Annotated in this window: 18 protein-coding genes; 9 read left to right on the top strand and 9 right to left on the bottom strand. The window is 45.3% G+C overall.

The features are described 5' to 3' along the window. Positions 1 to 20 precede the first annotated feature (20 nt). The 6 genes from MH117_RS22920 (at position 21) to MH117_RS22895 (ending at position 6,010) form a co-directional block, all read left to right on the top strand. Entirely contained in the window at positions 21 to 998 is a 978-nt protein-coding gene (locus tag MH117_RS22920) for an ABC transporter substrate-binding protein (protein WP_239332870.1), read from the top strand. Continuing rightward, a complete protein-coding gene (locus tag MH117_RS22915; protein ID WP_239332868.1) occupies positions 988 to 2,004 on the top strand; it encodes a FecCD family ABC transporter permease in 1,017 nt (338 codons plus the stop codon). The genes MH117_RS22920 and MH117_RS22915 overlap by 11 nt, the downstream gene beginning before the upstream one ends. Then, positions 2,001 to 2,777, top strand: coding sequence for an ABC transporter ATP-binding protein (locus tag MH117_RS22910; protein WP_239332866.1), 777 nt, complete (start codon positions 2,001 to 2,003; stop codon positions 2,775 to 2,777). Before MH117_RS22915 ends, MH117_RS22910 begins: the two co-directional genes overlap by 4 nt. 329 nt (positions 2,778 to 3,106) lie before the next feature. Next, positions 3,107 to 4,912 (top strand): methyl-accepting chemotaxis protein, encoded by a 1,806-nt coding sequence (locus tag MH117_RS22905; protein ID WP_239332864.1) that lies wholly within the window; start codon positions 3,107 to 3,109, stop codon positions 4,910 to 4,912. An 18-nt stretch (positions 4,913 to 4,930) separates the two neighbouring features. Then, positions 4,931 to 5,809 (top strand): SDR family oxidoreductase, encoded by an 879-nt coding sequence (locus tag MH117_RS22900; RefSeq protein WP_239332862.1) that lies wholly within the window; start codon positions 4,931 to 4,933, stop codon positions 5,807 to 5,809. Positions 5,810 to 5,872: 63 nt separating this feature from the next. After that, positions 5,873 to 6,010 carry a hypothetical protein gene (locus MH117_RS22895; protein WP_239332860.1) on the top strand — a complete coding sequence of 46 codons (138 nt, stop codon included), beginning with the start codon at positions 5,873 to 5,875 and terminating at the stop codon, positions 6,008 to 6,010. Positions 6,011 to 6,263: 253 nt separating this feature from the next. Here MH117_RS22895 and MH117_RS22890 read toward each other — a convergent pair whose 3' ends face one another. The 4 genes from MH117_RS22890 to MH117_RS22875 form a co-directional block, all read right to left on the bottom strand. After that, positions 6,264 to 6,542, bottom strand: a complete 279-nt coding sequence (locus MH117_RS22890) for a hypothetical protein (protein WP_239332858.1) — start codon at positions 6,540 to 6,542, stop codon at positions 6,264 to 6,266. A 154-nt stretch (positions 6,543 to 6,696) separates the two neighbouring features. After that, positions 6,697 to 8,913, bottom strand: a complete 2,217-nt coding sequence (locus MH117_RS22885) for an ABC transporter ATP-binding protein (RefSeq protein ID WP_239332856.1) — start codon at positions 8,911 to 8,913, stop codon at positions 6,697 to 6,699. Positions 8,914 to 8,956: 43 nt separating this feature from the next. Beyond that, positions 8,957 to 10,696 (bottom strand): ABC transporter ATP-binding protein, encoded by a 1,740-nt coding sequence (locus tag MH117_RS22880; protein WP_239332854.1) that lies wholly within the window; start codon positions 10,694 to 10,696, stop codon positions 8,957 to 8,959. Between the two features lie 517 nt (positions 10,697 to 11,213). After that, positions 11,214 to 11,666 (bottom strand): DUF441 domain-containing protein, encoded by a 453-nt coding sequence (locus tag MH117_RS22875; protein ID WP_239332852.1) that lies wholly within the window; start codon positions 11,664 to 11,666, stop codon positions 11,214 to 11,216. Between the two features lie 133 nt (positions 11,667 to 11,799). On the opposite strand from MH117_RS22875, the gene pcp reads away from it, so the two are divergent. The 3 genes from pcp (at position 11,800) to MH117_RS22860 (ending at position 15,106) form a co-directional block, all read left to right on the top strand. Next, on the top strand, positions 11,800 to 12,453 hold the full coding sequence (gene pcp, locus MH117_RS22870) for a pyroglutamyl-peptidase I (protein ID WP_239332850.1): 654 nt from the start codon (positions 11,800 to 11,802) through the stop codon (positions 12,451 to 12,453). Between the two features lie 21 nt (positions 12,454 to 12,474). Further along, on the top strand, positions 12,475 to 14,850 hold the full coding sequence (gene helD / locus MH117_RS22865; protein WP_239332838.1) for an RNA polymerase recycling motor HelD: 2,376 nt from the start codon (positions 12,475 to 12,477) through the stop codon (positions 14,848 to 14,850). A gap of 115 nt (positions 14,851 to 14,965) precedes the next feature. Then, positions 14,966 to 15,106, top strand: a complete 141-nt coding sequence (locus MH117_RS22860) for a hypothetical protein (RefSeq protein ID WP_239332836.1) — start codon at positions 14,966 to 14,968, stop codon at positions 15,104 to 15,106. 205 nt (positions 15,107 to 15,311) lie between these two features. On the opposite strand, the gene MH117_RS22855 is transcribed toward MH117_RS22860, so the two are convergent. From MH117_RS22855 to MH117_RS22835, 5 genes are all read right to left on the bottom strand, one after another. Continuing rightward, entirely contained in the window at positions 15,312 to 16,412 is a 1,101-nt protein-coding gene (locus MH117_RS22855; protein ID WP_239332834.1) for an AI-2E family transporter, read from the bottom strand. A gap of 382 nt (positions 16,413 to 16,794) precedes the next feature. Then, positions 16,795 to 17,274 carry a GrpB family protein gene (locus MH117_RS22850; protein ID WP_239332832.1) on the bottom strand — a complete coding sequence of 160 codons (480 nt, stop codon included), beginning with the start codon at positions 17,272 to 17,274 and terminating at the stop codon, positions 16,795 to 16,797. Between the two features lie 255 nt (positions 17,275 to 17,529). Beyond that, on the bottom strand, positions 17,530 to 18,447 hold the full coding sequence (gene murB / locus MH117_RS22845; RefSeq protein WP_239332830.1) for a UDP-N-acetylmuramate dehydrogenase: 918 nt from the start codon (positions 18,445 to 18,447) through the stop codon (positions 17,530 to 17,532). A gap of 177 nt (positions 18,448 to 18,624) precedes the next feature. Beyond that, a complete protein-coding gene (gene trhA, locus MH117_RS22840; protein WP_239332828.1) occupies positions 18,625 to 19,269 on the bottom strand; it encodes a PAQR family membrane homeostasis protein TrhA in 645 nt (214 codons plus the stop codon). 117 nt (positions 19,270 to 19,386) lie between these two features. Beyond that, complete coding sequence (locus MH117_RS22835) at positions 19,387 to 21,618, bottom strand: M1 family metallopeptidase (protein ID WP_239332826.1); 2,232 nt, start codon at positions 21,616 to 21,618, stop codon at positions 19,387 to 19,389. Between the last annotated feature and the right edge of the window lie 218 nt (positions 21,619 to 21,836).

The following is a 21,836-nucleotide window of genomic DNA, read 5'->3' as shown; positions in this document are numbered from 1 at the left end:
TGATAAAGAAGAGGCTAATCATGTTGATTGGAATCATAGTTATGCTATCCATGATCGGATGCAGTGCTCATTCAGCAACAACGAAGGAGTCCCCATTATCAACTGGCAATCTATCTGCTGACAACCCCGTTTCGACAACAGACAAGGACTTATTTATGTCATTTCATGATTCAACAGGTCAGCAAGTTTCCCTGCCTCATAAACCTGCCCGCATCGTTATTTTGAATACAGAGGTACTGGAATTATTTTATCAGCTTGGAGGTAAAACGGTTGGGCGTGCTACTGCCCCAGGTACTTCGGTACCGGAACAGGCTCAGTCATCGACAGACGTTGGACCCATTAATCAAGTCAGCATCGAAAAAATAACGAGCTTAGAACCAGATCTGGTTATTGGGCATCCTATTTTCCACACCAGTTTAAAAGAGGCACTAACCACAACCAACACCCCGCTAGCCTTAATCAAGATGGACAGCTACGAAGACATTTTACAGACCGCGAAGCTTCTTGGACATATGCTGGAGAAACAGCAAGAAACCGAACTTGCACTACAAGACACGAAGCAGCGTATTCAAGCTATTACAAATAAACTGCCGAATCAATCGCCGAAATTTGCATTAATTACGATTATGTCTAGGGGGGTCTCTCTCCAGAAAAGTGACAGTATCGCGCTAGACATCGCCAATCAACTGAAATTAACTAACGTAGCTGCCGGCATGCAAGCGGGAGCGATGCCAAGCGCAGTCCCGTACAGTATCGAAAAGCTGATTGAAGCTGATCCTGATTACTTGTTTGTGATTGCGTATGGCACAGAGGAATATGGCAAGGCAAAGCTCAAAGAAGATTTGGGAAATAATCCGGCGTGGGCTTCATTACGAGCGGTAAAAGAGAACAAACTGTTTATTTTGCCGGCTGACTTTGTAAATTCACCTGGATTAAAGATTGATCAAACCTTAATGCGTTTGGCTATTCTGATCTATCCCGAAATATATGGGAACTAAGCAGCGTATGGATATCCGCAGATCAGCAACCTGGCGTATCGTCGTTTTTGCTGCTTTAATACTGCTTGCAGCGGTAGGGATTTTATTTAGTCTTGTGAGTGGAGCGGTAAACATTAGTCCGACAGCCATTTACCGGGTATTTACAGGTAATGAACAAGGGATGATAAAGGACATTATTTGGAATGTCAGGCTGCCTCGCACTTTAATTGCCGGAATCGTAGGAATTAGTCTTGCGCTCGCAGGCGCACTGCTGCAAGGTGTTATGCGCAATCCTCTTGCCGACCCCCATATTATCGGCGTATCTTCGGGAGCTGGATTGTTTGGCATCGCTACACTGGTTATATTTCCATCGTATGCGTATCTGATGACGCCGATTGCTTTTGTCGGAGCATTAGGGGCGGCAATGCTTATTTACGCGCTTGCCTGGCAGAACGGAGTACGACCTGGCCGCATTATTTTGGCAGGAGTAGCAGTGTCAGCCTTCTTCAGTTCAGGTATATCTGGCTTACTGACGTTTTACAGTGATCGAGTAGATGGAGCATTATTGTTTTTGGTAGGCGGACTTTCTGCTAAAAGCTGGCCGCACCTGTATCTGCTGCTTCCTTATACGATTGTTGGAACCCTTGTCGCGCTGTTGTCAGCACAGCGCATGAACATTATGATGCTTGGTGATTCGGATGCAAGAGGCTTAGGCTTGCAAGTGGAGAAGATGAGACTGCTGATCACAGCAATTGCGGCACTGCTCGCTGCTAGTGCAGTTAGTGTAGTTGGACTGCTCGGGTTTGTTGGTATGATTGTTCCACATGCAGCTAGAATGTTGATCGGCAATGATTACCGGGTGCTGCTGCCCGCAACGGTGTTGCTCGCGATAGCTGTGCTAACGATATTTGATACACTTGGCCGTATTCTGTTTGCTCCTGTTGAATTGCCTGTTGGAATCATGATGGGGGCAATCGGCGCCCCATTATTTCTTTATCTGCTCAGGAAAAGAGGGATGCAGGAGTGATTCGTGGAGAGCAGCTGGTTGTAAAATATCGTAATCATACCGTTATTGATCGGGTTAACGTTCAATTCGAAGAGGGTCTTGTGCATAGCATTCTTGGACCTAACGGTTGTGGGAAGAGTACACTGTTGAAAGTGCTTTCTCGCCAATTGCAAAGCGAGAGCGGAGTTGTTTACCTGAATGGCAAAGACATTGGGCAGTGGGCTGCAAAACCGTTTGCACGCCATCTGGCTATGCTGGCGCAAGCTCAAGAGCGTCCGACGGACATAAGTGTGTATGATCTAGTGTCATATGGCAGATTTCCACATAAAGGATGGATGCAGCGGCTTGATGAGCAAGATCAAGAAGTGATCCAATGGGCGCTCTATATTACGGGAATGTCAGCACTAGCAACCAGCAGCGTACAAGAGTTGTCAGGCGGCGAGCGACAGCGGGCGCGGATTGCAATGGCAGTAGCCCAGCAGCCTCGCGTATTATTGTTGGATGAACCGACAACATATCTGGACATTTGTCATCAGCTTGAGATTATGGAGCTTGTCGTCCTGCTTAATCGAGATAAACAAATGACCGTTGTGATGGTATTACATGATCTGAACCATGCATCGGCGTACTCGGATCGAATTACGGTGATGAACAGAGGTTCCGTTTATGCGAGTGGAATGCCAGGTGAAGTGATTAACGCCCAGATGCTCCGTGATGTATTTCGAGTAGAAGCAACTGTAGAATTGGAGGAGGAGCAAGGACGTCCGCTTATTCGATCGATGAAGCTGCTGTAAGACTTGCCATGTGGGTAATAGCTAGAACAATTTGCATTCACGAACTAACGATATCTAATAGGAAATACACATACAAGAGATGAACAAAGAGGCTGGTTTTTCCAGTCTCTTTCTTTATTTTTCTGGAGATATTAAATTTATTTTTATATAAATGAGATTCACTATGGGCACGTTTTTGTTAATTCGACAAAAACCGATAAATTTACAACGGATTCGGATTAAAATATGGTAAACAATCGTCTCATTATGGTACAATGATTTTCATTATATGACAGATTTCAAGTCAAAAATATGGAATTTTTATGAAGATAAAAAGGGGTCTGAGATGGATGGGTATAATTAGACGAAGCATTATTGCCAAGATGATCGCTGTTATAATCGTGATTGTATTGCTGCTTTGCTCTGTATTATTTGTAAGGCAGTACTCGCAGCAGCAGGAGATGTATATGGACTTTCTTGAACAGCGGTTAAAAGTGATGATGACGCTGCAAATTCAGGAACTTCAATCATCTGTTAGACAAGTCTCTTATTCTTTCTCTGATGCCAATACCAGCAAAGATTATGCTTCCAATCCTACCTTTCGTCTCATTCGAGAGAAATTGAACAGTCTGGTTAAAGAAGATATACATAATACGTTTATTGTAATGCCACCGTCTAAAGAAGACTTAAGCAACAAAAAGCTGAAGCTGGTTCAAGCGAGCAAGCAGTTTGAATCAAGAGGCTATCCACCTGGCAAGATGATTACGTTATCAGATGAATTAAATGATGCTTATGCAGCTATGTTAAAAAAAGGTACTGCGATTACGAGCGACTTTAAAATAGGGGATAATTGGATCATTACAGCCGTTGCACCAATCAAGAACGAGCAAGGTCAGACTTTAGCTATATTTGCTATTGATTTTGATTACACGCAGGTGAGAGCCAATCTAATGAGCACTTTAATGGAGACGTTATGGATTGGATTGATCATTATATTCGTGGGGCTAGCTGTGCTTGTCTGGTATATCCGATTCCAATTGAATCCACTTCGTCGTGTGCATCAATTGGCTGAACGTGCAGCTGAAGGAGATCTTACCGTTCGGTTGGATGTAAAGGGTGACGATGAGATCAGCAAAGTTGCCCATGTCTTTAATCAAATGATAGAGCGTCTAAGCGCTTTGCTAAAAGATGTGCAGCGAGCTTCTGAAGGTGTGGCGGTATCCACTTCTGAATTAAACAGCGGAGCCCAAGAAACCGCAGCGTCTGCGATAGAGGTGAGTGCCTCCATGCAGCAGGTTGCATCCGGTGTACAAGTCCAACTGCAAAGCACGGCCGAGACGAAGCAAGCCATGCTTGAGATTACGCTAGGCGTACAGAACTTATCGGAAACCTCAACCGTTGTATTTGAGCACATGAATGCTTCAGCAGAGCAAGCGCAGGCGGGGCGCCAAGTCATTACGCGTACAGTGGAACAGATGGAGCGTATTCAAGACGCTTCACAGGATACCTATCAAGCACTTAATGAATTGTCAAAAGAAGTTCTGGAAATCGGAGACGCTGTGCAGTTTATTCAAGGGGTAGTCAAGCAGACAGAACTGTTGGCACTTAACGCTTCAATTGAAGCAGCACGTGCTGGTGAGCATGGTAAAGGGTTCCAAGTCGTTGCTGTTGAAGTTCGAAAGTTGGCAGAGCATTCAAAACATTCACTTAACCATATTATGCAGCTTATTGAGCAGATTCATGCACGTAAACTGAAAACAGATCATGCGGCTCAATCACAGCAGGGAGCAGTTGAAGCCGGCTTAAATGTCGTACGGGATGCGGATAAAGCATTTATGCATATTGTGACAGCCGTCGAACATATATCAGAACAAGTAAAAGAGGGCAGCGTCGTAGCTACCCAGATGTCGGCAGCCTGTGAAGAAATTACAGCATCACTTGAGCAGCTGACGGATATTGCCGTGCAGAGCAATTCCTATACTGAACGTGTGGCCGCGGCAGCGGAGCAACAATCTGCTATGACTGAGCAGATGCGTTCCTCCGTGACGAATCTACAACAACTAAGCGAGCAGTTGGAGCGTCATTTGACGCACTTTAAAGTTGATGATCAAAGTAGTGAGGCTGAACAAGCAGTTGAAAAGGAAGGCGAGAAATAGGAATGGAGTGAACGTATAGTGGCTCAAGCCAAGACGGCATGGATTACCGGAGCAGCCAGTGGATTTGGCCTATTGACAGCAGCCAAGCTGGCACAATCCGGTTATGTTATTGTTGCAACGACGAGGCAGGCAGATGCACGGCGGGAACAGATTATACAATTCATAAGCCACTATACACAAGAAGCAACGGTACACGTGTGGGAGCTGGATGTTCGGCACGAGGAGCAAGCTCAACTTATAGCCCAACAAATTATAGATCTTTACGGGAAGATCGACATTGTTATTAATAATGCTGGTTATGCCGCAGGTGGATATGCAGAGGATGTGCCGATGCAAGTTTGGCGCGACCAGTTTGATACGAACGTATTTGGAGCTGTGCAAGTTACTAAGGCTGCCATACCCTATATGCGCAAGGCTCGGAGTGGCTGTATTATCCAGATCAGCAGTATCAGTGGACGGATGGGTTTTCCGGGCCTCGGACCTTATGTGGCCTCCAAATTTGCATTGGAAGGCTTCAGTGAAGCTTTGCGGCTGGAAATGGCGCCGTATGGTGTAGATGTTGTACTGGTAGAGCCGGCGAGCTATCGCACAAATATATGGGATAGCAGTCTGGCACAATTGCATACACCTGATGATTCCCCTAACCACTATTATGTGGATAAGGTACTTGCCAGCATTCAGCATAATGGGGCTACAGCGCCTCTGCCTGATCCCGTTGTGAACCTAATAGTAAGAATTGCCCATACAGCAGGCGGCAAACGGAAGCTTCGATATCCAATTGGCAAGGGAGCTCGTACTGTATTGCTCAGTCGAATGCTTCTTCCTTGGAAAGCATTTGAGCGGATGTTATGGAAAGTAATTGGTGTAGATATACGTAGAAATAGGCATGGTTCGTGAAATGCTGGCACATTACATATTGCTCTTGCGGATGGACAGGATATGAGATAGGGGGTGTTCATAATGCCTTACAACAGAGCTGACCGTATTCACCAGCTGCAGAACAAGTCCAGATTTGCCGAGTCGAGCATAACCTTAAAACCACATAAGGCGGCTCAACGTGCTCCAAGTCTGAATAACATTCCGAAGCAGGAATCGTAGCACTTATTTATTATTTTCTTTCTAAATGAAAGGGGCAAGCTGACATGGCGCACAAACAGCAAGGACATGCCAACCAGACCAAAAGTACACGTACTTCTGACGCCAATAATGCTAAAGGGAAGCACCGGTAAAGTAAATAGGTGCTAAGCAAAGCAGATGCAATAAGCCAGCCTTCTCATGATCAAAAGCCGTCATTCTGCTACTAGCAGCAGAATGACGGCTTTGTTATTAATATGGACGAATAAGTTGGTTTTTAACTTGAAATGCGTACTCCGCGCGAGCGTTTCAGGCCGTGACTCATCACAATCTCAGCAGCTCTCAATCGTAGTTCGGCATTTTCTGATTCCATCATTTCTTCCAGCACATGGACGGCCTTTCCGTATAAATAACTGTCGTTATCTTGGTAGTAAGCCATTTCCGGTTGCTTTATCGGCTTGATTCTAGCGTACATCCAGTATCTTCGAGCTGAGTTCTCGATCTGGGTCTGATTCATTTTTTGCAGTGTTTCCGCAGTATACCAATTCAAATGCATGATAGCATTTCACTCCTTTAATCATGTAACCTGTAAAGATTATTTTCGCGGTACTTTTATGGAGGAGGATAATTCTGCCTCCTATACGATACTTCATCAAACAGAATTACGTTTGGGTTTCGTGTTGTATTTCATTCCATTAACGAACAACTGTTCATTTATATGCAGCTGAAGCAGGTTTCGCTTGAGCTATAGCTGCACGCTTCTTTTTGGTATGTTCTTCATTTGACGCATCAGTGTTGTGCTCGAATTCATCGCCCTCTAATTTCGCATCTTCCAAGGGAGCAAACGAGGGCTCTCCAATCTGACCACTTTGAGCTTGGTTTTCCACCTGAGCACCAAATTGCAGCTGATACATCCGGAAGTATCGGCCTTCCATAGCCATGAGCTCTTCATGTGAGCCACGCTCTACGATTTCTCCGCGATGGAGTACAAGAATAAGATCAGCACTTCTTATCGTCGACAGTCGATGGGCAATAATAAACGTAGTGCGGCCGCGCTTCAATACCTCCAGCGCTTCTTGGATAATGGCCTCTGTTTCCGTATCGATATTCGCCGTTGCTTCATCTAGAATGAGTATGGAAGGCTCAAAGGCAAGGGCACGAGCAAATGAAATCAATTGCCGTTGACCTGCTGATAAGGTGCTGCCTTTTTCGACAACGGGCTCATCAAGGCCTTTAGTTAATGTTTTTAAGACACGATCTGCCCCGACAGCATTCAGCGAAGCTTCGACTTTTTCCCGGGAAATACGAGGATCGCCCAAGCTTACGTTGGATTCAATGGTTCCTGTAAACAAGTACGGGTCCTGCAAAACAATGCCCATGTGCTGCCGCAGCCATTGTTTTGGAATGTCACGGATGACGTTGCCGTCAATACGAATTTCACCTTGCTGCGGATCATAGAAACGGAATAATAAGTTCATAATGGAGCTCTTTCCTGATCCGGTGTGGCCGACTAAAGCAACGGTCTGACCTGGTTTCGCTTCAAAATTAATGTTTTTGAGCACAAAATCTTCTTTATACGCAAAGGAAACTTGATCAAATTCCACATGTCCCTTATAGCGAGGCATTGAACCGTCATGTCGTTCTTCCCCTTGTTCATCCATCAGCTCAAACACACGTCCAGCCGATACGATGGATTGGTCCAACGTAGCCAACTGGTTCACCATACCAGTAAGGGGTTGGAACAAGCGACTGAGCAAATCTGTAAAGGCATACAGCACTCCAAGTGTAACGATGCCAGAAGCACTTAAAGATGCACCTCCGAAATACCAGAGCACAAAGGCGAAGGCGACATTGCGCAGCACATTAACAAGATTGTGCGAGGTGTAGGCATTAAGAGATAACATTTTGTTGGAGTAGGTCAGATAGTCCTCATTTAATTTCTCGAATTCATCCATCGTTTCTTTCTCACGACGAAATGCGCGAATGACTGGCATACCTTGAATCGATTCGTTAATGATGGCATTAATTGAACTGAGACGGGACCTAATCACGATGTTGTACTTTGTTGCAATACGGCGGTACAATACGATCCACACTAGAATGAGTGGCACAAGCACCATACAGAACAGGGCAAGCTTTGTATCTAGAATAAATAATGCAACATATATACCGGCGATGGTAATAATGCCGGAAGTAAAGTTAGATAGTACAGCAACAAACAAGTCTTTGACTGCTTCCGTATCGTTGGTAATTCGAGATACGACTTTACCTGCTGGTAAGTTGTCAAAGTAAGGAATAGGTAATCGCTGTACATGGGCGTACACATCACCACGAAGCTTGCGAATGACTTTGTTGGCCGCTGTCTGCAGGCCGAGAATCTTACCGAAGCTCATCACGATGCTGACAGCTAGCAAGAGTATATAAATTCCTAGCCAGTAGAGGATGCCTCTAATCTCAGGCTCATAAAATACAAGCAGTTGGGATAAAGGCAGCGGCTGCGCAGCAGCCTCCCATACTTGGCCCTTGGCGGTGATCTTAAGGGTGCCGTCTTGATACTCACGAACGCCTGTAGTAGTAGGCGCTTCGCCAGATATCAGATAGAATGACTTGCCAACCTGCAAGATCTGGATTGCGTTGCCCTTTGTCTCTCCAGGCTCGAATCTGTCGGCGCGTTTATAAGTAGCATCATTAAAGGATACATTGTCCTTGGATGCTGTTTGTGTGACGTAATAGGGCTGCTCAATACCAATGATATGACGATCTATAATGGCTTTGGCGATGAATGGTCCTGACAAATCGGCTGCCACCGCCAAAGTCAGCATGAGCAGCGCAAGGATAAAGCTGCCTTTGAAGTGCAGCGCGTATTGCCACAACCGTTTCCCGACAGGGCGCTTCTTCACGGCTTCTTCTTGCTGTTCGATATGCATAAGAGGTAGTTCCTCCAGTCTATTTTGAAAATGTGAATTTGAATTATAGTGATGATTCCAATTGCTGGCGCATGTATTGTTCCTTATACCAGCCATCTTGTGCCATTAATTGCTCGTGAGTACCCTGCTCGACGATCTGTCCATCATCCAGCACGATAATGTTATCTGCATGTTCAATAGCAGATAAACGATGCGTCGTAATTAAAGTGGTTTTGCCTGCCCGCTGCTCACGAATATTTTGAATAATATTGGCTTCTGTACGTGCGTCAACGGCTGACAAGGCATCGTCCAATATGAGTACTTCCGAATTGGAAATAAAGGCACGAGCAAGCGAAACACGCTGTTTCTGTCCACCAGATAAAGCGACCCCTTTCTCTCCGACCAAGGTCTCGATACCATCAACAAGTGTAGGTATATCATGTGTAAAGGAGGCGAACTCAATAGCATCATACACATCCTGCTCGCTGCCGTTTGGATTGCCATACTTGATATTTTCCCTGACAGTCTTAGAAAATAAGATTTGCTCTTGCGGTACATAGCCGATCCAGCTCCGAATCTGGTCTAGCGGCACACGTTCAAGTGCCGTTCCATTAACGAGCAGTTGTCCATCGCCGATCGGATATTCACGCAGCAATTGCTTCACGAATGTGGACTTGCCGCTTCCTGTGCGTCCGACGATGCCGAGCGTTTGCCCTTTACGCAGTGACAGCGTCACATCGTTAAGATTGCTGAACTTGGAGGAAGGATACTGGAAGCGATAATTTCGCCATTCTATAATGTCTGGCACAGTAACAGCTTCTGTCTCAGCAGCGTCCTCAACGTCAGGCTTGTAATGCAGCGTTTCGTTGACACGATCAAGAGAGGCGTTGCCTCGCTGCATAATATTGATCAGCTCACCGATAGCAAACATCGGCCAGATGAGCATGCCGAGATACATATTAAAGGCGAGTAAATCGCCAATTGATATTTCTTGATGAATGATCAAATACGCGCCATACCCTAAACCAATCATATAGCTAAGACCGATGCAGAATCGGATCGTCGGATCAAACAAGGCATCTACCTTGGCGACATTTACATTTTTCTGATAAACGTCCTGCGTAATGTTTCGGAAATGATTCTCGTCGTTGCGTTCCTGTACGTAAGCACGAATTACACGAACACCTCCAACGGATTCAAGCACTTGGTCGTTCATGCCACCGAATGCATCCTGCGCAATGGTGTAACGCTCATGAATTTTCTTGCCGAACACTCTCATTGCGATCGCAATAATCGGGAGCGGCAGCAGCGCCATCAAAGTCAGTTTCCAATGGATTAAGAACACCATTGCAAACAGAACAACAAGCAGGAATGCGGTTGAATCCGTCAGCAGCAGCATCCCGAATCCAGCAGTTTGGGATACCGAACGCAGGTCATTCGTTGCACGGGCCATCAGATCACCCGTACGATATTTCTCAAAAAACGGCGGCGTCATCTTCAGGAGCTGACGCATAAATTTAGAGCGGAGCTTTCGTTCAACGAGAAAGGCCCCGCCAAAAAGCAAATACATCCATACATACGTAACTACGTAAATGATAACCATCGAGACTAAAATATATATCAGATAACGAGTAAGTAATTCCCAAGTAATCGTTCCGTAAACGATCTCATCGATCGCCTGACCCAGCAGCCGAGGGGGAACGAGCTCAAGTGCGCCTATGGCTACCAGTAGAGTGATGCCTACCATGTAACGGGCACGGTGCTCACGGAAGAACCATCCGAGTTTTTGTAATACGCCTAACATTGATTCTCACTTCCTTTTCTTTTGACAAATTCAGGTAATATGGAATAAAAAAAGGTATATCGTCGTATACGATATACCTTGTGGGCAACAGGTTATATAGACGTACGAGCGTGTGAGCCCGCACATTATGATTGATTGGTGTAGAGAAAGACAGAATGTACAGAGAGTCAAGGCAGGTCATTAATCATTACCTTGAATAACATCTGAAGTTCTTGTTCTTCCTAGTGCTGCAATCGATCAGCAGGGCTCCATATATGCTGTTGTGTGATGATCATCGCGTCATCGCGATGCTTACTTGTATTGATGAACAACATGGAACTCACCTGCCTCTCTTGTAAAGTATGTATGTACGTTGTCGTACCTGCTTTGTTGATTCTAGCACTGCCTTTTAATTATTGTCAATCCATTTTTGTACATTTTTTATGCAGAATAAGGTTGCAGCGTCTTTCATCCATAGCCTATTGTATGATTTGCCTGCGTAGTTTATTCGTCGTATGATGAGTGATGAGCTGCGGAATTAAGACTTTCCGAGCAGCAAAGATAAGATGCCAGCGGCAATTAGTGGACCAACAGGAACACCCTTAAACAAAGCTACGCCAATTACTGTGCCAACCAGCAACCCGGCAACAATCGTCGGAGACTGGCTCATCAGATTGACGCCCCGGCCGCCCAGATAAGAGACAAAAATGCCGATAGCAATGGCTAGAAGGGACTTCCAGTTTAGAAAAGAACCAGCTAATGTTTCTAATGTATACTTACCGCTTGCAATCGGTGCCATTACACCAATCGTCAATATAATTATGCCAATCGTGAGCCCATATTTCTCAATCCATGGGAATACACTTTGTAAGTTAGTTACACGCATTAGCAATAGTACGACCATTGCAATGGTTACGGTGGAGTTGCCGCTAAGCAACCCAAGCCCGGCTAATCCTAACAGGATGAGGGAGGGGGTATCTACTTGTGTCATGATCTTTTTATGCTCCTTTCCATCCGATTAACCATATCACAATTGACAGACGTTGCAAAATGAACAACAACACGCCGTGCACCCAATCGTTTAGTGTTCATTTATAATTAGAGAAAGGATTGTGTAATTACATATGAAACGTATACTTCTTACAGGATTCGAGCCCTTTCAACAGGAGAGTATCAACCCTTCATGGGAAGCGGTCAAACAGTTGGATGGTCAAATTATTGGAAATTATGAGGTGATGGCAAGATGTTTGCCAACCGCATTTTACCCAGCTAAATCCCAAATTAAATCATATTTTCACGAGCTGAGCCCAGAAGTGGTTATTTGTATCGGTCAAGCTGGAGGAAGACCGGATATCACATTGGAGCGAATTGCCATTAACTTGATAGATGCTCGTATCCCTGATAATGACGGGGAGTCGCCGATTGATGTTCCCGTTGAAGCAGACAGTCCTGCAGCCTATTGGACGAATCTACCTATTAAAGCAATGCGTTCCGCTATTCAAGGGGTAGGCGTGCCGTGTTCCATTTCGTATACAGCGGGAACTTATGTGTGCAATTCTACTTTTTACGCATTGATGCATACTATTGAGCAATTTGGCCAGAACTGCCGCGGCGGATTTATACATATTCCGTTTCTGCCTGAGCAAGCGGTCGAACATGCGGGTAAAGCAAGTATGTCTTTGGACGATATGGTACGTGGATTGCGCGCTGCAATTGCTGCTGTAGACAGTGAAGAAATCGTTCAGGTGAGTGCTGGAACGTTACATCATGAGCAATAAGAACAGGAGAGGATTACAGCAGTGAGTAATGACATGTTAGAGTCGGATCGAATACAGGAGTTAAGTAAGCTGCGGTATGTGCTTGATGTAATTGAACGTCATATTGATCAGTTGCAGCAGACAAGCGAAGAGCAGCAGAACGAAATTGTGGAGATGAAGCGGAATTTCTGGGATCAAGTAACGCTCGATCAAGACGATATGTTCGAATCGTATGTTAGCGTGATGCAGCAGACGCAAGACCTGGCGAATCATGAACGGGTGCAGGCCCACGCAGGAAAGCTGCTTCAGAAGCTGAATCAGCATAAGGGCAGCCCGTATTTTGGTCGCATTCAGTTTCGTGAGGACGGCGATGACGAGACTTTGGATATCTACATCGGGCTGATGTCGTTAACGGACGATCAGGCAGATGCACATTTAGTGTACGACTGGCGCACGCCTATTGCCAGCTTGTTTTATGATTATGCAGCAGGTCCTGTACAGTATCGGACCCCAGTTGGCTTGATCACAGGCGAAATGCCGATGAAGCGTCAATTCGTTATACGACGAGGTCGGCTGGAGGCAGTATTTGATACAGGCATCCAAATCGGGGACGACATGCTGCAGGAGATGCTGGCAAAGAGTAGTGATACGAAGATGAGAAGTATCGTCAGTACGATCCAGCGGGAGCAAAATGCAATCATTCGAGATGATAGTCACGATGTGTTGATCGTACAAGGAGCAGCAGGCAGCGGCAAGACATCAGCAGCGATGCAGCGAATCGCCTATTTGCTGTATAAGTATCGAAATAGCATTCGGTCGGAACAAGTTGTGTTATTTTCCCCTAATGACTTATTTAACGATTATGTGTCCAACATTTTGCCTGAGCTAGGGGAAGCAAATATGTCACAGACCACGTTCCAGAATTACCTGGAACATCGACTGCATACACGCTGGCAGCTTGAGGATCTGTATGATCAAGCAGAGCGCTTAATGAGAAAGCCTACAGGTGAAGAGGCAATAGGAACGGCTGCTCAATCGGTCCAAACATCTACCAAGCAGACAGATGAGACGGCAGCTGTAAATGAGACAGCGGGAGTTAGGGATTCAACACTACTGGAGCTTGCTTCGGCTCGGTGGAAAGCGTCATTTGACTTTATGCAAGTTATGGATCGTTATATCGATCATCTTACGCAAGAGGGCATGCAGTTTGTAGCGTTAGGAACACCAAAACGGACCATTGTGACACAGGAAATGATGGCGGAACAGTTCTACGTTGTGTTGGCAGATTGGTCGCTTACGGGCCGGTTGCACAAGCTTCAGGAATGGGTGAAACAATATGTGAACAGTTGGGCCAAAGCCGAGGAAAAACGTGTATACAACAAACTGCTGCAGAAAAATCAATATATAGGTACGGAGCAGGAGCTACGGGATATAAGTCGTAAGCAGGTGCGCAAATGGGTGCAGCGTATGCGTCGGCAAACCCGAGTATTTGGTTTTGTTGATTGGGAGGGCATGTACGTAAGCTGTATGCAGCAGCTTGGTCATTGGGTAGCGGAGGTTGAGCATACAAGGGTTGTTGGTAATAATTCTTTGCCTGATGCGAAGCTTGCTACTCAGATCGGCCACTACACGGCCAAGCGATTATCTGAGCATGGGATACTGCCATTCGAGGATACGTCTCCATTCCTCTATCTGATTGAAAGAACACAAGGATTCCATACATTTAATCATATTCGCCATGTCGTCATTGATGAAGCACAGGATTATTCTCCATTTCAGTATGAGCTGCTGAATCGATTATTTCCTCGCAGTCGATTTACGATACTGGGGGATTGGAATCAGGCCATTTATGAAGCTAATCGGGTTAATTCAGTTGAAATGGTGCAGCAAATGTTCAAAGAACGAAAGACCGACATTGTCCGTCTTGCCAAAAGTTATCGTTCAACACGGAACATTACGGAATATGCGCAGCGTATTATACCGGATGGAGAACCTGCGCAAGCCTTTAATCGCTCCGGATCAGCTCCACGCTTATATCTAGTGGAGACAGAAGAAGAGCGGCTTGCTGCAGCAGTTAGGTTGCTGCGGGAGTTGGAACGAGCCGGTGCAGGATCTGCCGCGCTGATTACGAAAGATGAGTCGACAAGCGCCTATTTATATGAACTGCTGCGTGAGCAATTCCCGGATATGCGTCAGGTGACGAAGTTTACGCGGCAATTCGCGGCGGGTTATTGGGTCATGCCCTCGTATTTGGCCAAAGGGCTGGAGTTTGATGGGGTCATTATCTATGATGCGGATCAGGCTTCTTATGGCAAAGAGTCTGACCGCAAGCTGCTGTATACAGTATGCACGCGGGCGCTGCATGAGCTTAGCTTGATTGCGCTGAAAGAACCGTCGAAACTGCTGCCTTCCTCCTAAGAGCCTTCGTAACGTTAAGGAGGCAGGAGCCCTGTATGCGTGGATGAAGAAACAGCATAAGGACGCCTGCAAGCGATGCGGGAGGGAAGGATGTTCTAACGGGGGAGGAAGAACGGTGGGGGGATTGACATGTTTAACATATGTCCCGCCGCTGCCGTGTGATTGGAGTATCGCCTATGACGCAGCCCAGATTTTCCAGTGTGCTAAATTACGGATCGTAGGGGAGCTCCTAACGCTGCGAGGCTACATGCGTTAACTGGCTGGTGATAGGCTGCTACTAGTGGAAGAATGGTGCCAAGCCAATACCTGCTGTATACAACAAATAACCTCCAGCAACCGCTTCTGTGCGGTCTGGAGGTTATTTGCATAACTAGCTTTTGATCGTTTTCATTTGCGTGTGCCTGATCGCATGCTGGCTGCGTACGGTTGATATACAGCTGGATGTCGATTTATGCAGGCAGCTAACGTGTCGCCAGCTTGGTATCGATAAGGGAATCAATAGCCGTCTTGATTACGGCTACAATAGGAACAGCAATAAACATGCCGATCACGCCGAAGAATCCGCCGCCAATAATAATCGCAAAGATGATCCAGATCGGTCCCATTCCCACCTTGTTACCTACAATCCGAGGACCGATAATATATCCGTCCAACTGTTTTACTAATAAAATAAATAATGTAATCCACAATGCCTTGACTGGTGCGACAAATAACGTGATCAACCCGACAAAAATCATGCCAATGAAGGGACCGAAGTAAGGGATAACGTTAGTAATGGCTACAATCAAGCTGGACAGCAGGGTATACGGAGACCCGATGAGAAGCAGTCCGATACATACGATCGTGCCTACAACAATCGCATCTAGAATAACGCCTACAAAGTATTGCGAAAATACGTTGTCTATACGTCTTACCAAATAAAGAAATTTGTCAGCCCATTCTTTGCGGAACAAGGCGTAGATCAACTTACTTGACCCCTCTGCCAGCTTTTCTTTATCTTTAAGCAAATAGATAGACACGATAAAGCCGATGACTAGATTAAGCACGGCCGTTGTTAACGTATAGAGGCTCGACATTAAGTTGTCTAAAATAATTTTTAGGAACTCACTGATCTGGCTAGGCAGTGAACTTAAATAAGTCCCGTTCTGCACATCGATACCGGTTTTGATAAACCATTCTTGTTCAATGACGTGTGAACGAAGCCATACTTCCGTGCCTGATATGTAGGTCGGCAGGCCGGCGAGCAGTGTGCTGACACTTTCAATAACGCGAGGCGTAACCACGGTTATCAAGAGAATAATAAAGCAGATAAACAAGGCGTAGACGATCAAAATGCTGTATAGTCGTTTTCGCTTTTGTTTCTTCAGCAATCTGGCTTCCAGTACATTTACGAGCGGACGCAGCAAGTATGCAATAAAGCAGGCGATAATAAATGGCGTCATCATGGAGAAGAGCGACCCTATAGCGTGCAGCACGCTATCTATGTTATCGATAAATTTATATAACAGCACTGCAATGGTAAAGAGACCTAAGTAATATAACGTTCTGCGATTTCTAAACATGTAAAGCTCCTTAGTTGACTTATTTCGGTAGGCTTGTGCTAAAGATGTACTAAATATTATTAAGTATAGTAGATGGCAACACGTGTACGCAATGCTGGGGAGTTACAATAAGGGGAATTTACACCCCTAGAAAGCACACTGCACTTGATATTACAGGAAAATAAATCGTTCTGCGCCTTCTTTATTCTTCTTACGATTCGTATTGTATCGTAGCTATATTTTGAAATTATCATGTACGGTTTATGTTATGATCAATCGATACTCCATAATACTTCCCGCTGATTGAATAGAAAAGAGAAGCTGCTGCACAGCGGGCTCCTCTACGATTGTATAAATTTGCTAAACCTTAATTTTCCGTTTTGTACCCTGCTAGCGCTTTTTTCTAAATTTTAACAAATGCATCTTTCCCGTCCATATAAGCTTGAATATCGTTTGGAAACTGTTGAGCGAGGCTTTCTTTTAAAGCTCCATAACGATTTGCTTCATCGGGATGTGTCTGGAGGTAATCTCTTACTGCCAAATGGCGGTTAATATCTTCCTTGTTATCCCCTTGAAACATATGCACTTGATGCGTGCGATTATTTCCACCTTTCCGGAAATATCGTCTTCCTTTTATACCGAATTCGCCCATACATTCGTATCTTGCTTCTTTCATCTGTTTATTAATCGCATCTATTCTAGTAATATCTTTTACTACTGGCATAATATCAATGATTGGTTTGGATATTAATCCTGGGACTGAAGTGCTGCCTATATGATGAATGCCTATTAACTCGTCTCCTAGAATATCCTTGATTATTTGAGATTCTTCACTGAACTTCTGTTTCCAGTTATTATTGTACTCAGTTACCACAACAATCATCCGATTGACCTCCTAAATGAAATATGGATAAGGCATATAACAATAGGCGTTAAACTAGATACTTGATTTAAAAATTCAGTAGTCTCCGAATAGTTTTCTTCAATGATCAAATAAGTTTTTCACTTGTTAACGATTCATTTTGTTCCATCGGAATGTAGGGAGCAGATAGTTTGGCTGCTGCTTTAACAAGCAAAAGAAAGCCGCACCATGATCACATCACTGTGCGGCTTGCCTCTAATGTTATCTAATCGCCATCTATTCGTCTTCCCCGATAATTCGAACTTCCGTCTCAAGCTGTACACCGAACCGTTCGTTAACGGTTTGCTGTACATGACGGATCAGCGCAATATATTCGCTTGCCGTGGCTTCTTGTACGTTCACGATAAAGCCGGCGTGTTTCGTCGAGACTTGCGCTCCGCCGATCTGTACTCCTTGCAGCGCACAATCCTGAATAAGCTTACCTGCGAAGTATCCTGGCGGGCGCTTAAATACGCTCCCGCAAGAAGGGTATTCCAATGGTTGCTTGGATTCACGCTGCTCTGTCAATTCATCCATCTTGACTTTAATTGTATCGTGTGCGGCGGGAACGAGCTGGAACGTTGCCTCCAGCACGATGTAGCCGTTCGTACCGATGTTGCTGTGTCGATAGCTTAATTCCAGCTCATCTTTTGTCAAGCGCAGCAGTTCGCCTTCCGTAGTGAGTACGAGCGCGCTAACGAGTACATCAGCGATCTCGCCTCCGTAAGCACCGGCGTTCATGTAAAGGGCTCCGCCTACGGAACCAGGGATGCCGCAGGCAAACTCCAAGCCGGACAGGTGATGTGTCAGGGCAGAGCGAGACACGTCAATGATAGCTGCGCCGCTTTGGGCCGTGATGGTATCCGCTTCACGGGTAATGGCATTAAAGTGGTTCAAGTTTACGACAATGCCACGAATCCCGCCATCCTTAACGATCAGGTTAGAGCCAAAGCCGAGTATCGTTAGTGGCAATTGATGTGTTTGGGCAAACGACAGTACAAGCTGCAGTTCTTCGTAGTGAGCAGGTGTGACATATAAATCGGCTCTGCCGCCCATACGGGTATAAGTATGCTGCTTTAACATTTCATCAAACTTCACGGAAGATTCCGAAATTAATTCACGCAACTGGCGATAACGTTCTAGTAGGTTATGCATGCTTTTCCATCCTTACGTATCTTTTTGGCATATCCATTATAACCAATCCCCTCGCTACAGGCTATGCACAGATATAGGCGAATGGTGTGCAATAAGCGTCAATTGTATGGATTTATTCAATTAAAAGGCACAAAAAAGCCCTGCACCGTGTAAGGAAAGCAGGACAGAACTGATACATTATGGAATTTGTACAAGTGTGAGTACGGAGAAGAAATGTGCCAGAGATCCTGCCAATACGAACAAATGCCATATCATATGGTGGAATGGGAATCCGCGCCATACATAAAAGATCGTACCAACCGTATACAGAATTCCTCCAGTAATTAGCATCTTTAATCCGAGGGCAGGCATGGTAGCTACTAGCGGTCCCCAAGCAAGAACGATAATCCAGCCCATTACAATATATAAAGCAGTCGAGGCAAATAGGAATTTCTTCGTAAAAAAGGCTTTAAAAATGACACCTCCGACCGCAATCCCCCAGACAATGCCAAACAATGTCCACCCAAGCTTGGGCGGAAGTGCTATGAGCACTAACGGTGTGTAAGTGCCGGCAATGAAGAGGTAAATAGACGAGTGGTCAAACGTCTCAAACAAATCCTTGACTTTCCCCTCGGGAAAACTGTGTACCAGCGTTGAGGCTGTATAAAGCAGCAGCATCGTGACGCCGTATATCGTAAAGCTGACGACATGAATCGGTCCGCCATACAGGGCTGCAAATACGATGAGCAATGTGAGTGCCGCGATGCTCATTACCACGCCAATACCATGCGTGATGGCATTTGCAATCTCTTCCCCCCTGGAATAGGTATGGGTGTTAGCCAACTTGGATCACTCCTTCTTCAGACGGTATGCCCTGCTGTGCAACCAACAGGGCACCGTTACAACTCGTTATGGTTCTATTGTATCGGAGTGTAGACCGTCCTGCAAATGAAGGAAGTGTTAATTCGAATCATCTGTATTTTCAAATAGTTTGGCGATAGGATTCTCAATCTTTTTCTCTTTCCAGATCGATCCATCTGACTTTTGGACAATAAACTGATAGAAATGGTTGGTTACCATTAGGGTCTTATGTCCGATGCCCATAATAAAAGGCTGTTCCCAATCCTTGGAGATATGGTCATCTGTCCAGAAGTAATGGACGACCATTCGTTCTTTGTTATAAGGGTGCAGTATGCCATAGGCACCTTGAAGACCTGGTTTGCTCATCGTTTCTTTCCAAGTGAAGCCAGTGTGTGCAGAATTAGTGATAATACCAGCTTGCAGGGCTTGGGTAAAGGCATTGTGCTTGGGATTACCAATTACAATAATGTTGCTCTTGGCAAGTGTAGTCTCCAACTGCTTCTTAATCGTCTGGCGATTGTTGATTATATTTGCTTTCATGCCAAATGATTGGAACATCGATTGCAGCTGAGTAGCCAGCATGTCCTGCTGCGCTTTAGCTTCCTTACTGGCGGGATCACCCACGATGATCGTAAGCGGCTCGTCACGAAGCGTCTTGCTCATCAGCTTGTACATCGTCTCTTTTGGCAGCTGCGGATTCGATTCATCCACACCGTCGTACATTTGCTTAATGGAAGATTTCATAAAGGCTTGCTTTTCAGCCTCTGACATCTGATATTCCGGCTTCAACTCGAAGTTAGGCTTGTTCAGGTTATCGTCCATGCGATCGCGAATTGACTTGCCCAATTGATCTTCTATCGTCTGCAGCAATCCACTAACCGTTGCGTTGCGATAGGCATATCGATTGAAGTATTCCTTCATAAAGGTGTCAAATTTCTCGGGTCCAGCCATACGATACAGCTCATAAATGGCAAGGCGGCCTTTCTTGTAATACACGGCATCTGGTGAATCACCTACATGATGGTTGTCGGAATTAATGGCAACGTCCATTGGGTAGTCATCAAAGCGAACGCCATCAAAGCCGCTGCTCTTGTTGCCCTGCTCATTATAGAAGTAAGTCATGGCGAAGTCAGCGAATCCCTCATCCAGAAATGACTCTTTCTCAGAATTGTTACCGATGATGGAGTGGAACCACTGATGGGCAATCTCATGAACAAATGCAGTGTCGTTTGCAGGCACGGCATTAGGGGATACGAGACCCATCTGAATCATCTGCGAGAACTCAACAGCTACGCCCTCCACATGAGATTCAACAATACGGAAATCGGGATAGTCATATTTGCCGAATTTGCTGCTGAAAAACTCGATTGCTGCAAACGCGCGATCCATGTATTGGTTAATAACGGCGGTCTTGGCTGGATCATTCTTGTCGTTATAGTATACATATTCTACCGTAAGTCCGTTTTTTGTCTTGCTGGCCTTATGATACTTTTCGCTTGAGAAGAATACAAATTCCCGTGTCTTGTCTGACTTGGTGGAGACTATTTTGCGTCCAGCTTCTGTAGGCTGCTCGGACATTTGTCCAGGCATGGCAAGCTGAAGCTTATCTGGAACATTCAAATGAACGTTATAATCGGCAACATCGTAATAATCGGATTCAAAAGTGGTGCTGTACGGTACTTTGTTCCATTTATGTGCCTGCTCATTATATACGGACATCACAGGGAACCAGTGGGCGCCGTTAATAATATCTTTCTGGTAAGAAAGGCGCTGTGCACCAAATGGGATTTTGGTCTTGTAGGTTATAACGAGCGTCACTTCTTCATCTTTCAGGAGGGGTTTTTCCAGTTGTACAGTTAAGGCCTGCTGTTCATTTTTTGACGTTAATGTGCGGCCACTAGTGGAATCTTTGACATCAGTGATGTCGATGCCGCCTAGAAAGTCGGCTGGTTTTTTGTCTGGAAATTGTTTGGCTAGTTCTTCGTTAGTGCGGGCAAACATTTGCGCTTGCGTATCTTTGGAACGATGCGCATCTGCGAATAGATGGAACACAACGTCGTTTAATTTATCAGATGAGGTATTGCGGTAGGTTACCGTCTGCTTGCCCGTAATCGTCATGTTATCGGTGTCTAGCTTGGCATCAATCTCGTATTTAACGTGCGATTGCACTTGCTCTGGTGTCTGGAACGTGGTCTTTATAGTCGAAGTAGATTCAGCAGCAGGGGCAGCGTATGTCATGCCTGCATTTGTTATTGTCCCAGCGATTAAGCTAAATGCCATTGTCACTGCCAGAACCATTTGTAATCGTTTCTTGCCTGTAAGTCTTGTCATTTGTCACACTCCCAAGTTGTCTCTTATGTTGTTATACTCCTCATCCTAATGTAAAAGACAGACAAGGTCGAGGGATTGTCCTTACTGTAACCTTACAGTATTGCAACCTTACAGCTAAGGCCAAAGCCATATGACTCGAATTAATAGTATTTTTCCATAAACAACGCTCTATCTACTGAAAATGACTCCTTAGATCCACCCAATGATAGTGATCCCTT

Source organism: Paenibacillus sp. ACRRX, from assembly GCF_022346885.1.
Taxonomy (GTDB): domain Bacteria; phylum Bacillota; class Bacilli; order Paenibacillales; family Paenibacillaceae; genus Paenibacillus_B.
Note: the sequence above shows the minus strand (reverse complement) of the source record. Positions and strands in the feature narration are given on the sequence as shown.

Excerpts from the sequence above, each read along its gene's own strand:
- MH117_RS22885 (WP_239332856.1), bottom strand. The coding sequence starts at position 8,913 with ATGCATATCGAACAGCAAGAAGAAGCCGTGAAGAAGCGCCCTGTCGGG.
- MH117_RS22855 (WP_239332834.1), bottom strand. The coding sequence starts at position 16,412 with ATGTTTAGAAATCGCAGAACGTTATATTACTTAGGTCTCTTTACCATT.
- MH117_RS22875 (WP_239332852.1), bottom strand. The coding sequence starts at position 11,666 with ATGACACAAGTAGATACCCCCTCCCTCATCCTGTTAGGATTAGCCGGG.
- MH117_RS22835 (WP_239332826.1), bottom strand. The coding sequence starts at position 21,618 with ATGACAAGACTTACAGGCAAGAAACGATTACAAATGGTTCTGGCAGTG.
- MH117_RS22920 (WP_239332870.1), top strand. The coding sequence starts at position 21 with ATGTTGATTGGAATCATAGTTATGCTATCCATGATCGGATGCAGTGCT.
- MH117_RS22890 (WP_239332858.1), bottom strand. The coding sequence starts at position 6,542 with ATGCATTTGAATTGGTATACTGCGGAAACACTGCAAAAAATGAATCAG.
- murB (WP_239332830.1), bottom strand. The coding sequence starts at position 18,447 with ATGCATAACCTACTAGAACGTTATCGCCAGTTGCGTGAATTAATTTCG.
- MH117_RS22905 (WP_239332864.1), top strand. The coding sequence starts at position 3,107 with ATGGGTATAATTAGACGAAGCATTATTGCCAAGATGATCGCTGTTATA.
- MH117_RS22895 (WP_239332860.1), top strand. The coding sequence starts at position 5,873 with ATGCCTTACAACAGAGCTGACCGTATTCACCAGCTGCAGAACAAGTCC.
- pcp (WP_239332850.1), top strand. The coding sequence starts at position 11,800 with ATGAAACGTATACTTCTTACAGGATTCGAGCCCTTTCAACAGGAGAGT.
- MH117_RS22850 (WP_239332832.1), bottom strand. The coding sequence starts at position 17,274 with ATGATTGTTGTGGTAACTGAGTACAATAATAACTGGAAACAGAAGTTC.
- MH117_RS22915 (WP_239332868.1), top strand. The coding sequence starts at position 988 with ATGGGAACTAAGCAGCGTATGGATATCCGCAGATCAGCAACCTGGCGT.
- MH117_RS22880 (WP_239332854.1), bottom strand. The coding sequence starts at position 10,696 with ATGTTAGGCGTATTACAAAAACTCGGATGGTTCTTCCGTGAGCACCGT.